This is a genomic window from Rossellomorea sp. LjRoot5 (genome assembly GCF_964253455.1).
In the GTDB taxonomy this organism is placed as follows: domain Bacteria; phylum Bacillota; class Bacilli; order Bacillales; family Bacillaceae_B; genus Rossellomorea.
This window is the reverse complement of sequence record NZ_CAXUQN020000001.1, coordinates 743,096-758,014: the sequence shown is the minus strand read 5'-3', so window position 1 is coordinate 758,014 and position 14,919 is coordinate 743,096. Positions and strand designations below refer to the sequence as shown.

At 36.9% G+C, this 14,919-nt stretch carries 13 protein-coding genes; 3 read left to right on the top strand and 10 right to left on the bottom strand.

Going from position 1 to position 14,919, the window contains the following annotated elements; all coding sequences use genetic code 11:
* Position 1: 1 nt before the first annotated feature.
* The 5 genes from ACSQ2E_RS03715 to ACSQ2E_RS03695 form a co-directional block, all read right to left on the bottom strand.
* Positions 2 to 826 (bottom strand): sulfite exporter TauE/SafE family protein, encoded by an 825-nt coding sequence (locus tag ACSQ2E_RS03715; RefSeq protein ID WP_435989409.1) that lies wholly within the window; start codon positions 824 to 826, stop codon positions 2 to 4.
* A 21-nt stretch (positions 827 to 847) separates the two neighbouring features.
* Positions 848 to 1,693, bottom strand: a complete 846-nt coding sequence (locus ACSQ2E_RS03710; protein ID WP_435989408.1) for a DUF72 domain-containing protein — start codon at positions 1,691 to 1,693, stop codon at positions 848 to 850.
* A gap of 516 nt (positions 1,694 to 2,209) precedes the next feature.
* Positions 2,210 to 2,629: a hypothetical protein gene (locus tag ACSQ2E_RS03705; protein ID WP_435989407.1), complete on the bottom strand. Its 420-nt coding sequence runs from the start codon at positions 2,627 to 2,629 to the stop codon at positions 2,210 to 2,212.
* Positions 2,626 to 3,288: a Panacea domain-containing protein gene (locus ACSQ2E_RS03700; protein ID WP_435989406.1), complete on the bottom strand. Its 663-nt coding sequence runs from the start codon at positions 3,286 to 3,288 to the stop codon at positions 2,626 to 2,628. Before ACSQ2E_RS03700 ends, ACSQ2E_RS03705 begins: the two co-directional genes overlap by 4 nt.
* Positions 3,289 to 3,624: 336 nt before the next feature.
* Positions 3,625 to 5,541, bottom strand: a complete 1,917-nt coding sequence (locus ACSQ2E_RS03695; protein ID WP_435989405.1) for a zinc-ribbon domain-containing protein — start codon at positions 5,539 to 5,541, stop codon at positions 3,625 to 3,627.
* Positions 5,542 to 5,907: 366 nt separating this feature from the next.
* Between ACSQ2E_RS03695 and ACSQ2E_RS03690 the strand changes: the two genes are divergently transcribed.
* Together ACSQ2E_RS03690 and ACSQ2E_RS03685 are read left to right on the top strand one after the other, a co-directional pair.
* Positions 5,908 to 6,435 carry a hypothetical protein gene (locus ACSQ2E_RS03690; RefSeq protein ID WP_435989404.1) on the top strand — a complete coding sequence of 176 codons (528 nt, stop codon included), beginning with the start codon at positions 5,908 to 5,910 and terminating at the stop codon, positions 6,433 to 6,435.
* Positions 6,436 to 6,762: 327 nt separating this feature from the next.
* On the top strand, positions 6,763 to 6,951 hold the full coding sequence (locus ACSQ2E_RS03685; protein ID WP_435989403.1) for a hypothetical protein: 189 nt from the start codon (positions 6,763 to 6,765) through the stop codon (positions 6,949 to 6,951).
* 238 nt (positions 6,952 to 7,189) lie between these two features.
* Here the strand turns inward: ACSQ2E_RS03685 and ACSQ2E_RS03680 are convergent, their stop codons facing one another.
* A complete protein-coding gene (locus ACSQ2E_RS03680) occupies positions 7,190 to 7,438 on the bottom strand; it encodes a hypothetical protein (protein ID WP_435989402.1) in 249 nt (82 codons plus the stop codon).
* A 207-nt stretch (positions 7,439 to 7,645) separates the two neighbouring features.
* Here ACSQ2E_RS03680 and ACSQ2E_RS03675 point away from each other — a divergent pair, with 207 nt between their 5' ends.
* Entirely contained in the window at positions 7,646 to 7,906 is a 261-nt protein-coding gene (locus tag ACSQ2E_RS03675; RefSeq protein WP_435989401.1) for a hypothetical protein, read from the top strand.
* A gap of 144 nt (positions 7,907 to 8,050) precedes the next feature.
* Here ACSQ2E_RS03675 and ACSQ2E_RS03670 read toward each other — a convergent pair whose 3' ends face one another.
* From ACSQ2E_RS03670 to ACSQ2E_RS03655, 4 genes are read right to left on the bottom strand one after another with little or no spacing between them, the layout of a single operon-like run.
* A complete protein-coding gene (locus ACSQ2E_RS03670) occupies positions 8,051 to 11,206 on the bottom strand; it encodes a type I restriction endonuclease subunit R (protein WP_435989400.1) in 3,156 nt (1,051 codons plus the stop codon).
* 23 nt (positions 11,207 to 11,229) lie between these two features.
* The gene (locus ACSQ2E_RS03665) at positions 11,230 to 12,459 is read right to left on the bottom strand and encodes a restriction endonuclease subunit S (protein WP_435989399.1); all 1,230 of its coding nucleotides are present in this window, start codon (positions 12,457 to 12,459) and stop codon (positions 11,230 to 11,232) included.
* Complete coding sequence (locus ACSQ2E_RS03660) at positions 12,449 to 14,041, bottom strand: type I restriction-modification system subunit M (RefSeq protein WP_435989398.1); 1,593 nt, start codon at positions 14,039 to 14,041, stop codon at positions 12,449 to 12,451. The genes ACSQ2E_RS03665 and ACSQ2E_RS03660 overlap by 11 nt, the downstream gene beginning before the upstream one ends.
* 28 nt (positions 14,042 to 14,069) lie before the next feature.
* Entirely contained in the window at positions 14,070 to 14,633 is a 564-nt protein-coding gene (locus tag ACSQ2E_RS03655) for a restriction endonuclease subunit S (protein ID WP_435989397.1), read from the bottom strand.
* Between the last annotated feature and the right edge of the window lie 286 nt (positions 14,634 to 14,919).

Below are 14,919 nucleotides of genomic sequence, written 5' to 3'. Positions count from 1 at the left end.
GTTATCCTGTCATTCCTTGATAAATCAATCGAATACCAATTAAAATCAAAATAATCCTCAAAACGCTCACCAATACTTTGGACTCGAGCTTCGTATTGATATATGCCCCGGCCTTTGCCCCGATCCAGGCTCCCGGAATCAGAGCCAGCGCATACAGCCATTTGACATTCCCGAACAACACATGTGTTCCCGAGCTCACCAATGCCGAAAGGAAAATCATAAACATCGATGTTGCAACAGCCACATGGGGCGGGAAAAGAAAAATCAGAATCATGGCAGGGACCATGAGAGAGCCGCCGCCAATGCCGAACAACCCCGATGTAAACCCCACAACAAAGGCGATCAATACTCCAAGTGCCGGAGGATATCCATACCGGAAGGTTTCTCCACTTGGATCGGTAAATTCCCTCTGAAAAGATGCATCCCTGAATTTTTCTATAGGCTTTAATTTATTCCTGATCATCAGAATAAGGGCCACCACTATCATGAAAATGCCGAAATAAAGATTAAAGCTTTCCATATTCAACCCCTTGTTCACCCAGGCTCCAAGTATCGACCCGGGTCCGCTCCCAACAAAGAAGATCAATCCGCTTTTATAATCGACGGTTTTATGCTTTAAATATGCAAGGGTGGAAGATAACCCTGTAAATATCATGATGACCAGTGAAGTACCCACAGCGGTCTGCGGGTTCATCCCTTCTACCAGGCTTGTATATGTACCAAAATAAATCAGGGCCGGTACAATGATCACACCACCGCCTAAACCGACCAGTGATCCTATCGCACCTGCCAAAAGCCCAATTGATAGAAGAACAATCCATTCCATCTGCCTTTCATCTCCTGTCGGCTAAAATAAATCCAGCTGCTTCGGGGCAAGTCCTTCATACTCAAGCCCCAATAATTCAATCAATTCTTTCGCATTATCAGCCGCGTCTCCACCTGAATTATTGTTAAAAAGGATATAAAGATCCTTAGAGCTTTCGTGCAAATGATGGAGATGGGGGATCCATTCCTCGAGCTCAGCACGATTATAGCGATATAAATAGCGGACCTCCCGCCAATCTTCGCCATTCGGTTTATTCCACCCATAGAGATTCCTGCCGTGAAACCGGATGAGAGTGGCATCTTCATGCGTCGCTTCCAGCACCCGCGGCACGGATCCTTCACCTGCCTGGGGTTCATCACAAATACTGTGGATCCACCCTTCCTTTTTCATGAAGGCCAAAGTCTTGTCCCGATACTCGGACCTGAACCAGCTCTGATTGCGGAATTCAAGTGATACAGGAAGATCTTTCAATTGCTCCCTGCAATACCGTATATAATCGACATTCTCTTTTTTTTTACAATCGTACCATGGTGGGAATTGAAGGAGGACCATTGCCAGTTTCCCTGCATTCGTGTATGGAGCAAGGGACTCTTTAAAAGCTCTGAACATCTCTTCCTTTGTTTCAAAAGGGATTTCACCACGCTGATGACCTGTCATTCCCTGGTATGCTTTTACAATAAATTTAAAGTCCTCTGGTGTTTCCTTTACCCACTTCTCCGCGTTTCGAATTGGCTGGACAGCATAAAACGTCGTGTCCACCTCCACAATGGGGAAATGAGCTCCGTATTCCTTTAATTTGTCCCTGGGGGAAACATTCTCATAGAGGGTATCATGATCTCCCCACCCTGTAACGCCTATGTATATCATCAGCATTCACCTACTTTATTATGAACATGTCCATTTTATCATAAGGGAAATGGAAATTCTTATCTTTGGATTCATCGCGGAAAAATTGTGGGGATTGGAACCAGAAAAAAACTCCCCTGATGACTCATCAGGGGAGTTTGATTGATTATTAACCGATAGAACCTTCCATTTCGAACTTGATTAACTTTAATGATCGTATTGCTTGAATTGAAATCAAAGTAACTGTCTTATCAATGTTTTCCTAATTGCGTTTTTCAAAGTTTATTGTATTTTATCAAACTGTTTCGGCACAAAATCGGCACATCTTTAGACAGTGAAGCGCGCAACTTAATTACCTCTCGCTTCTTTAGAGAATAAAAAGTCAATAGAGAATCAAAAACCCAGAGCCAATTAGGTCTGGGTTTTTCACTAAAGTACATTATTAAATCATTTACAATGTTATTTCTACTGCTAAAGAAAGTATGATTTAAAGATTCACCCTGCATAACCAAGAATTCTTAAAGTAGTACAGAAGTTTCAGGTTATTCCATTAAACTCCTTAACGCGAGATGCTTCGTAATATACACTACTAATTTCGTTAAGGGTAAGGAAATCAATATATCTTTGCTCTATTCTTTGAAACTCTTCAGGATCCAAAGCTTTCCCTTTAGCCATTATAGTGCTATCAAGGTCAGTAAAGTAATCAATAGTGTACTGCGCGTCTAGTTTAACAAAACTAGCTAAATAAAACGGTGGATTATAAAGAATAATCCTTTCATTAGAAGAAAAGAGTAATTTATGCTCTTTTCCTTTTATAGAAGAAATATTAAGGAGAGATAGTTGTGATGTACTTTGATCTGCATCCAACACAAGAAAAGTACGGGGATAAGTGCACTCTTGGCCATCAGCAAAATCTAGGCATAGCTTTAATCCTTGACCTTTTTGAATATTCATCAATAAATCATGTATCCATTGTCTTCATCGAAACAAATAGAATAAGCCTCTTCGTCACCATGAAAGCTCTGCAATGTTTCAATAAGTTTATCATCAATAGAAATCAATTCTGGATCATAATAAAACTTTATGCCGTTAACTATCTCATACTCTTCACTACTATCTTCTTCACTAATAACAGCTAAAATATCACTGACTTTATTTAAATCATATTCTCTAATGAGTTCTTCATCAATTATACTACGCTCTTTGTGATGGTAATTGGAATACGTATCCTTTGAATTCTCATACGATACTTGCCAACTATATTGTTGATGATTTAATTCGGATAAAGTTTCAGCATCCAAATGACCAAAAACTTTTTCAGCCAGTTTAATTGATTCAAGCTCCTCCTGCTCAAAATTAGTATTAGAATTTAATGACTCAATAATCATGTAGTCATTATTGTATTGGTATACTTGCCTAACATTATCTATGACTGTACCGTTTTTAAAAGCATACATATTATCAGGAAAAAGCTTTTCTCCTTTTCTAGCCATGTGTATTAATTGAGAGAAATAAAGCATTTTCTGAAGCTTCATATTGCCGTCAAATGTATTGCGGGGATAGTCATAGTTATTTTTAATAAAATACATAGCAAGGTCAGTTGCTCTCCTGCTCATGTTTCCCCCTCCTTAATAGGTATTCTAAAAAACCTATAAGTAAACGCTTTCACCGTTTGTTATGTTGCGAATAAACAGGTTTATATGTATATATTAACCAATTTTGATAAAAAAGTAAACATTTCTGAATAAAACTTGAGGGATCTATCCTTTCTTTATAATAAATAAAGAACAATACTTGCTAATCCTAACAACTTTAAATCCACTGGTTTAACCATTTACAGAGTTTATAAGTGATGTAATTAATCTCAATTCCCACCTATTGTTGAAAACACTTAAATGTCTAAGCAGAAAGTACTTAGACATTTATTATATTTTAACGGATAAAGATTAGTTTCAGCTTGATAAGTAACCTATACTTTTTAATTTTTCTTTACTGAGCCCACATATATACTTAATTGTCCTCTTAACAGAACTACCACCTTTAATTTTCCAAGAAACAGTAATGTTTGAACCGTAAGAAAAATACTCTGGCTTAAGGTTTATCTGATTGTTTGTGTGGTAATCCCATGCTTTGGCTAGATGGGGGTGGGTTACAAAGATGTTATTCTCAACTCTTACAAGTAAAAGTGTTAGAATATTATACATATCTAATTTTGTATTAACGATTCTTCTTAATTGAATGAGGTCCAGTTCTTCCCCTCTTTCACATAAATACGCAAAAGACCTAATAATGCACTCATCTAATGAATCATGGAATTCTTTACTTCCAATCCCCTTAGAAACGTAATGGATAAAGTTCATCTTATCCTCTAAATACGAGTTATTTTTTTCAGATTCTCGTATTGTTATCAAATCAATTTTTTCCCTTCTTATTAATCCTTGCCTCTTCTCATCTTCTGCCTTCTTATTTTTATGGTAATACTCACCCAAATAATCAATTCCGAATTTTAAATTTTGAACATAAATATCTATCTCACATACATTATCATCTATTAACATTTTTTTCTTTTCGCTTTCTGGATAAACCACTTTAAAGTAAAAGTAAAAGGCGGTCTCTGCAAATGATCCCTGAGACCATCTATTACAATTAGGACATACAATGCGTTTCTTTCTATTATATGGTGATACTAACCATTCTTCATTTTCGCACTCCGGACATTTGAAAAAGAACTTTTTATTGTTTCCTGATGCTATTATTAAAGGAGTAACCTCACTTTTATTTTTTTCAGACCAAGTTAGAGCAATGTAGGGGTGTTGATACCCAAATGAGTTTGATAAACATCTTCTTGTACCATGACAATAAGGACAGCCGTTACTAGTTGAGGGGTTTGTTTTCAATGATATTTTTGTCTCATACGGAGGATGGGTTGGGTTATCGCAAGTAAAAGCAACTATCTGGCTACTTCCAGCAGATATGTTATCAGGTGTTATTCCTATAGCATCATTTATTTCAAAGTTCCACTCGCCCTCTACAAGCTTTTTATGAGTTTGGATAAGAGGCTGCAATCCTTTAATTCGTTGTGGTACCCTCTTAATACTCTCTAGTAAATCTTCTTTTTTCAGTTCTTTCTCTTTAAAGAATAATATTTCCCAATCTATTGTTCCCTCTCTTCTAAGTTTCATCCATGTTTGATCATAGAAACTATTTAAACGCGGACTAATTTCTCCGAGTTTTATCTCTTTCTTTTTTCTATTCTTAGGCTTACACTCTTCACAAAAACGTATAGAATCATATTCTCCGACCCTTGCCGCAATACTCTCCTTTTTACAATCTCCACATAACCAAGTAACAAGATTTGATGCCTTTTTACCTACATGGAAAGGGGTTAAATCCTTTTCTTCGAACACCCATAAGCGAGCTGCTTCAGGAAAATGATATCCGAAAGAATTAGATATACAATGATGAAAAGAACTACAATAGGGGCAATCTTGGTCATGAGTAAACACTTGGAATATTTGCTTTATATAAGGAGGGTGGTTTGAGTCTTGAATAGGGCATTTAAAAACAGCATATTGTTGAGAACCATTACTATAGTTATTGGGCTTTATACCAAGTTGCTCATTAAATTCTTTATGCCATACTCTAAGGAATTCGTTGGATCCTGTGATTTTCTCTTCTGCAGAATTAAACGGTGAGAATACTTGTTTTCCTGCCATTCTTTCCAGAATATCTTTTTGAAAAATCTCTCTTTCTCTACATATATAATATTCCCAATTAATAGATACAGAAGAATGTTTAAAGTCTTTAAAGAGCAACTGATAAAGCTCATCTATCAATAATCTATTTTCCTTTAATAAGAAAATTGCCATAGCTACCATCCTTAAAAGGTTATCTTCATTAATTATGGTGCTTAAAGGAAAATTCTAAACACAACTTGTGAATTTTCAAGGATAAATGTTTCCTTTTTGAATATCTCTATAAGTAAAATACAATGACTTATGCTTATTACTATTTGGAGTTATGTTATTCTTTTATTTGGTTCTTAAGAAAAGATTTCAATAGTGTCTACTCAATCCGAGCATTGAATAAATAGCAAAGGATTCAAAGTTTTCAGTATCCCAATAGGGTCGTTTATAAAATAAATGAAAATATTTAAAATTACTCTTTAAATGCGATAACGCACACATTGGTATATAATTAAAGAATGTGATAACGCATGTAAAGGAGGAAACAATATGTTAGAGAATGTAATTGGGGTTGAAGAGGCTGCAGAAAAATGGGATCTATCTGCTGGTTATATTAAGAACCTTTGTGCTGAAGGTAAAATCAGGGCTAAAAAAATCGGGAAGACATGGGTTATTGATCGAACTCAAGAAAAGCCCAATATCGATTTAACAAAGGAAAAAGATAATATTTTCACCAGTAAAAGCGAAAATCGATTTTTCTTAAAGAGTGAATTCGAACTGTTAGGGTATGACTTTGATTTTAAAGCATTGGAAGAGCTGACATCCGAAGATTTCTCAAAACAAATTGAGGATATTGTTGATATGATTCCCGTTAAAACCTTCAGTTATAAAATTCGTGACCACCACTCTTTCAAGTTTATTCATATGTATTTCTATACTGAATATTTCCGAAAAGAAGATTTTTCCATCATAAAGGCTTCATTTTCAAAAGAGCATGTTGGAAATGACTATATAAACATAATCAAAGTAAAAAAACTGGACTTTGATGCCCTCGGTATGACAATTGCCTATAAATAATAATTGTCCTAAGGATGGAGACCCATGAGTGAAAAAATTTAATCCAAGAATACGAAAATATCATTCACTCTAACCTTTCTCAGGATAAGAAAACGCGTTTGTTAACCGAGTTAATGAAAGCTTTGCACCATGACATAATTTTATCATGTTGCAAGCTTTCTACTATGTACGTATAAAGAATGTATTGTCCAATTCCCATTTATCTATGTAGAGAAGCCATGGTGGTTTTGTTCAACTACATATTGACATTTTATTTAGGGTTATGGAAACAATAAAAAGAAAGCAATAAACACTGACTTTAATTAACTATATAGCAGGTGAATTTGTATGGATATAATCAACACATTTGCATTTAAAGGAGAACTTTTAATATTAAAGGAACAGTTGATTAACCTAGGACTATCACTCCAAGATGGGAAAATCTCAAAAGAAGATTCAGTAAAACAAGTAGCTAGATGTATTGATTCTTTAGATGATATTGAAACATTAATTAAGTTTAATTATTATGAGGGTTAATCAAATTCTTGACATTAAAAGAGATTATTAATATCTTGCCCTTAGAACGAATATTGCTTAGAACAGGGAGTAGAATTAAATTTCTTTTAGCCACCGGGATAGCCACTTAATAATCCGGAGAAGATCCATAAAGCAGATTGACCGATAAGGTTCACTTAATGAAAAGAAAACCAAATCAAAAGGATTTTCCTATGCTGAACATGCAACTCTTATATGCAGGAACTTTATGAGATTACTTTCACTTATTAAGACTTCTTCTTTCCAAAGACTTCATCTTTTTTATTACTTCTCCAGCTGAAAATGCTGTAAGAAAGTTATCGCCCTTATGGAGAATGGTCATTTCTTTTTTAAGAAATTCCCACTCAGATAAACCTGTCTTGTTTTCAATGAGCTCACCTTCACAATCATCACATAGCTGCAGATCCCAGTCTTCCATAATTTCTATATCTGTTTCATGAAAATTGACATCACAATTTAAGCACTTCACTATTCAATCCCCTTCTCTCTATATAGTCCTCCTGCAAAAGGAGTCCTTCAGTTTGTCTATTTCCTCCCTACTTTATCACTTTGCCAGTAGTTTTAAGCTCTCGTCAATAAGTGTATACTAAAAATATTCTATACAATTTGTAAATCCCCTCTTGTATAATAGGAAAACACTTAAAGATTTTAAGTAAAGATGAAATGAGGTATATAAATGAAATGGGAGAATAGGCCACAAATTAGTGAATATCATCCATTTAAAAAAGAATATGAAGAATTATGTAGTATGAGCCGTGATGAATTATTAAAAGCAATTAAAATTCATATAGACGATTACTTCGAGATAAAATCTAAAAGAAAAAATCAGGAAGTATCCCATGTGAGTGATTTTATTATGGAAAAGTGGCACGAAAACTCAATTGAGACGTTCTATTGGAAATTTATAAATAAAGAAACAAAAGTAACAGAAGAATAAGACAGAGCTTTAGAATTACAACTTAACGCTCATGATATATAATTATAAGTTATGATACCTATTAATACCTTTATAATGTATAAAAAGAATAAAGTGTCATAACTTTTAAGTTTTGACACTTTATTTCATGATTTCATATAGGTATTATCTCAATTCTTCATTCAAAGGTATGATAACTTGATCTAATGTTTTTCTCCACTGACGCTTCATTTCTGGTCCGTATTTTAATGGTTTTGCGTCTGGATGTATAGCTTTAAACTTATCAAATTGCTTGCTATTGATGATCCCGCCAATATTCGGAATAGGCTCTGAGCCAATCTCATATTGAACAGCAGAGGAATATAGCTCATTTCCCTCCACAAACCAAGTGTTCGCAAATTCTTCAATGGCTTTATGATAGGATTGGGTGAAGAAGCGCCTTTTCACTGCAAAGATATCTTCTTTTATATCAATCTCTTTGGAGTCAATGCCATTTAAAATGGTATGGTATACATTCTTCACAATATCTGATTTATTCAACTTTTGAAGGGCTTTTTCAATTTCTTCACGGATCCCTTGATTATTGGCTGAGTACGTTTCTAATAGACGGTCAATATAGGTGGAGTCTATATCATAGATCTTAATCGCATTTTCTCCATAAAACTCGATGCCTGAGAAATCAGGGTTCGTGCCATCGCCACCTTCTTCCACGAGCGATCCTTTCACCGTGTTGTACACCCCAATATACTCTTCCAAAGTCTTCACCTGTTCTTGAAGGGCCTTTGATTTCTCCATCTCATCGTTGTAATCGTCATAGGTCACTAACGCTTCAAACGCATTATTCAGCTCTTGAAAGGCTGTTACAAATTCGATTCGTTTTTCAAGGGGAGAATGCTCATCAATATCTGTAGGGTTTGGCACTAACGTTTGCAATGATTTGTGGGCCTTTTTAAAGCGTTTTTTGGATTCGTCATACGTCGGATACACCAGCTTCGATTCATCGTTTTTATTTGAGTATAACTTCGTCGCATCCTGCACGTTTCGTTCCATGGTTGAAGGTTTTCGGAATGTGACGATCAATCCCTTCGATTTACCAGGATAGGTTCGATTCGTACGGGAGAACGCTTGAATCAAGTTGGCATAGCTTAAGTTCCGATCAACAAATAACGTCTGGATGGTCGGGGCATCAAACCCCGTCAATAAACGATCCACCACGATCACAAGGTCGATCTGCTTCCCAAACTCCTTGAACTCTGCTTTTTTACGGGCAAGGCGGTTATTGATATCCCCATTGTATCGTTCGATATCTTCAATCGACCAGGCTGTATCATAATAACCATTGTACTCTTTGATGATTTGGTTCATTTCATCTTGTGTCTCTTTTGAGGTTTCCTCATTTTCCTGTAATGAATAGGTGATCGCAATTCGAGGGAAGTCAGGGTCTTCTATCGTGCGGCCTTTCCGGATCGGGTGGCCCCAAAATTCATGTTCAATCCAATCAGGATTTTTTGTCATGGCTTTAATCGTATGATAATATCGCTTGGCCATATCAATAGAACTTGTGGTTAAAATGGCGGATTTTTGCGGACGGCCATTTTCAAAATCAAATTTCGTGTAGGCGTTATCCGGCCGGAAGATTTTATTGATAACCTTATGAATATGTTCTTCACTTTCAAACGAAGCGTTTGGAATATAGGTTTCTTTCTCTATCCCATCCATACCATCGATCATTTCATTAAGCTCATCGTCCGTACAGTCTGCGTATTTTTCATTTAGACGCAGTTGCTCAAAGATATAATTGTAAAGGGAAGTGGATTCAATCGTATCTTCGTGTTCGACTTGGAACCCTAAAACCGAACCATCCTCTAACGCGTTTTTAATGGTATACGTATGAAGAATTTCTCCATATTGGTCACGAGTGGTCCGAGCTAACTGACCCTTCGCTTGTTTTTTATTTTCATTGAAGATCGGTGTCCCCGTGAATCCAAACCATGTCGAGTTCGGAAAAAATTCTTTGATGGCCTCCATTCCTTCTGCACTTAGCGCCCTGTGACATTCATCCACCACGAATACAATGTGCTGCCCGATCAACTTCTTGAACCGTTGAGATCCGTTTTTTTCTTCCTGTTTTTGAGCAAATCGCAAAGCAGCCTCCAGCTTTTGGCGCGTCGTGATAATGACGGTATTGGAATTGCTGTCGGATAGAAGGGTCTCACTTAACTTCTTTGAACTCTCGGTTCCCACAATTAAGCTGTTGGACTTCGCCGTACCGGACGAGATACCCGTATTGAACTCGGAGGCGAATTTGGTGAACTCGGTTGTCGTCTGATTGTCCAAATCTTTCCGGTCAATGATCATAATGGTACGATCCACACCCGGTTTACGTGCTAATAGCTTCGTAGAAACAAAACTCGTTAGCGTTTTCCCTGAACCCGTTGCATGCCATACGAATCCTGACTCGTGTTTCATCGCTGAAGTGAACAATGCTTCAATGGCGTGAATTTGATACGGATGCAAGACCATTAGCGCTTTATTGTCCTGATCTTCACTGACAATGGTATAATTGGCGATCAGTCGATGAGCATCCGGGATATTTAAGACCTGTTTGACGAATTCATACAGATTCTCTACTTTTCGATTATCCGTCGTGCGCCAGCTAAACACGAATTTCTTATGCATATCTTTTGGCATCGCATTGGCAAAATAACGCGTCGTCTGTTCATTCGAGATCACAAAGAGCTGAAGCGTCGAAAAAATGTTATTGCGAAACATCCCTTCCTCCGCGTATTTCTTGATTTGATTGTAAGCCTGGAATACGCCATCTTTGGCACTGACTTGTTTCAATTCAATCTGAACAATAGGTAGCCCGTTTATAAGAAGTGTTACATCAAACCGGCGATCACGGCCATCCGCATTTACCTTTTGTTTCGCAATCTGGTGAACGATTTCGTATGTAGAGATGCCTCCACCAATGTCATGATTCGAATACAACACTAATGACATGGAACCGAGAGATGCCTCTTCGCGTTCAATCGTTATGCGGGCAATTCCGTTCTCCCCCTTCAGCCACCTGGCAGCATCAAATGGTGTCTGTGTTTTAGAAAGCAACTCGGTCTTAATTGTCTCAAACTCTTTATCCGAAATGGGGTGTTCCCCTATTTCGGATAAGTTATTTCGAGTAATGATTTTGCGTAAGTTCTTCCAAAGGTCTTCTTCCGACTTTAAGTCCGGACGATAGTTCCACTGATTATGCCCTTCCCCCAGCACTTCAATCAATCGACGTTCCACTGCCAGTTCATCATTATGAGCGATTTTCGTCACGTTTCTCCCTCTTTTCTATCCATTTAAACTAACATCTTATGCAGAAATGCTTTTTTCGTTTCTTTTAAGGCATCTAATTCACGGTAATGAAGAGCGATAGTCTCGTCTAGTTGTTTAAAAAATCTACCAATAATGGTTTGTTCCTCAAAGTTTGGTAATGAGATTGGTGTTTTTTTTCCGCTATCAATTGTATAAGTCCCAACAGTCCCAATTCCAGCTACATCACGTATGTACTTCTGGATTTTATTATTTATAAAAGAATAGTAGAAGAAATCCCCTTGGATTGTCTGATTATTTTTAAACCAAATAATATTCCCATCTTTAAAGTAGATAGGTTTGTCATCAGAAATTAACATAGGCACTCCAATTGACCCAACACCAGTTACCAACAAATCCCCTTGAGTAACTTCACCTGATAACTTAGAATATTCATTATATTTATCAACTGATATATACAAATAATCACTTGGTTCCTCATTTTTCGAAGCTGCCACTATATCTCTTGCTCTTAAAAATCTAACTCCGCTCTCCCTCCAATCTGATTGGTGAATTCTCTTTACAGAGGTAACATCCATCATTTCACCCAACTTACGAACTTCCCAATCCCCCGTAAAACCTGGAAAACGAACCTCTGGCACAGACTCGCCTTCTCTTGGAAACATCTTTTGCAAGAATCCTTGTTTGGTTTGATTCAAAGTGGTTAGTTCTTGTTGATGAAGAGTGATCGTTTGGTCTAGTTGTTTGAAAAAGTTACCGATTTTAGTTTGTTCATCAATTGTGGGAAGAAAAAACCTATAAGTTTGTAGAACTTTGTAATACAAACGGACTCTAGTGCCACCTTTTTTTTGCATATGGGAAAAGTTAGCAAAGTTGGATGAAAAGTTTAAATTTCTTAAAATAAACTCATCATTTGCTTCTTCATTTGTTGTAAATACCGGATACTCTTTACTGACCAGAATAGGGGTTCCCATATCATTTTTATTGAAATGGAAAGTTGAGTCATCAGACATATGACGGTACGTAATATAGTTTTCTGGAACGAGATGAAAATCCAATGTGCTATCTATTCCACTTCTTTCTCCATTGAAATACTCCGTTTGGAGAAATAATCCTTTTCTTGATGAAGTAGCAATTGGGTACACATCTCCTTTTGTCAATTCATTGTGTTCCTTTAAAACATCCCCTAGCTTACGCTCTATCCAATCTGTTTTAAATTCTGAAAAACGAATTTCAGGTTTTTTCTTACTTTCCACGATTAAACACCTCTAATGCACCTTTAATCCATTCAGCGTTTTCTTCATCATATTGTAATGATGAAATCATGTCATATAGACTAGATTCCAGTTCTTTTTTTTCTTTTCGGATGCCTTTAATACTTGCTCCAATCGCAGCCATATCCACTTCTTCTTCTTCCTCAAACGTATCGACGTATCGAGGTATGTTTAAGTTAAATTCATTCTCTTTAATCTCATCAAAGCTCGCAACGTGGGCATACTTCTCTACATTTTCTCGATTTCTGTACGTATCGACAATCTTATCCAGATTTTCATGAGAAAGTTTGTTTTGGTTCTTTCCTTTAACAAACTCTTTACTCGCATCGATAAAGAGAACATCGCGCGTTTCACGATTTTTCTTCAGGATAATCACGGTTGTTGGAATGGATGTTCCAAAAAATAGGTTTCCTGGCATGCCAATCACCGCGTCAATACTTCCATCTTCCAACAGCTTCTTCCGAATGACACCTTCTGCAGCCCCACGGAACAGGACCCCATGTGGCAAGACGATGGCCATCGTTCCGGAATCCTTCAAGTGATAGAACCCGTGTAACAGGAAGGCAAAGTCTGCTTTTGATTTTGGCGCTAGCTTTCCGTAACGGTTAAAGCGAGAATCATCTAAAAACGTATCATCTGCTGACCATTTTGCCGAATACGGAGGATTCATTAAAACAGAATCAAACGTATATGGTTCATCTGTTGGCCAGTCCTTGTTCAGTGTATCTCCATTACGTACACGCATATCTTCTTTATTCACCCCATGCAAAATCAAGTTCATTTTTGCCAGGTTAAAGGTGGTGGTATTCAATTCCTGTCCGTGATACTTCACGCTGTCCGGGTAGTTGATGTAGTTCCTGATATTTAACATCAACGAACCCGATCCCATGGTGGGGTCAAATACGCTGAACAACTTTTTGTCTTCCTGGCCCATCGCCGCAATACGTGCCATCATATCCGATACTTCATGAGGCGTGTAGAATTCTCCTGCTTTCTTTCCAGCTTCTGATGCAAATTGACTGATCAGGAATTCATAGGCATCCCCGATGACATCACCGCCATGCCCCATTAAGTCCACATGATTGAGCTTTTTCAGAACCTCAGTAATGGTAATGTTTCGCTGCTGATCATCCGATCCTAATTTTTTCGATTTCAGATCGACATCATCAAACAATCCATTAAACTGATCGTATTTGGTTGCCAGATCCATAAATGCTTTATGTAAGTCCGTTAATTGAAACGTGTTTTGTTTCGCCTGATCGGCTAATACATTAAATAAGTGTCCTGGCACAATATCATAACCGAGTGTATCAACCAACGTTTCGTTCAGGTCACCTTTGATTTCTTCGTCTTCATACAAGCCCCTGTATAATTGAGTTTGTTTTTCCTGGGTATTGTATTCCTCAAGTGACTCATCGGCTATGACCACCACTTTTTCCAGTAATCTATCCGATAAGTACTTGTAAAAAATCAATCCCAATAAGTAGTTTTTGTATTCGGAGGCATCCATCTTGCTTCGCAAGTTGTCTGCGGCACTGAATAATTTTTGGTTTAACGTTGCCATGTTGTATTCCCCACTTCTTTTTATTAGTCTAATGATCTAGTTTTCTCAACATTTCTAAATACAGCTGTTCTTCAAGCTTTGCTTGTTGCTTTACCAACGCTTGCTGCTTTCTCAAGAAGAAATAAGCTTTTCCAATGGTTCGTTGCTTCTCAAGGGGTGGTAACTTGATTTCCAACTCTTTTAATATCGCCGGTGTTAATTTTGGTACAGTGCTTCCTTGCATCGAAATGGCCATTTGCTTTTTCATTGCATACGATTCATTCAACACATAACATAAGTAGCTACTCTCCAATTCATCATGTTCGATAATAAGTTTCGCAAAATTTTGGTTAAGGATTTTCCCTTGGTTTATGTCACTCACTATCCCAGCTTTAGAACTTACAAAGCTAAAAACAAGCTCTCCAACATTACTCAAATAACCGCCTATGTGATTAGAATTATTATTAAAAGTCTCTTTTGAGTCTAGAAATAAGCCCTCTAAATCGTTTATTAGATCCTCGTATGTATAAGCAACTAATGATAGATCGTTTTTATCGTTTCCCCTGGAAAGGTTTCTACCAATTTTAACTGTTACAATATCTTCAAGTTTCATATCCCGCCCTCTTCAAAAGTATTTTTTTTAAAGTACATATAAATCATACCAATTTAATAGTAACCGGTCAACAAATTCTATTGTATTTTTTAAAAAGTACAGTAAATTTCATATAATCCTAAAAGTAGTTGTCTAATTTCGTGTCGATATAAACCTTTTATTAGAATTGTTTTAACCTACCCATAGCATTCAACAAGAATTATCTTATTACAAAAGCTTTAAATTCACCCTGATGATTTTGTACAATTAAATAGTATCCGCCTCCACTGAACTGTTGACTCTCGCT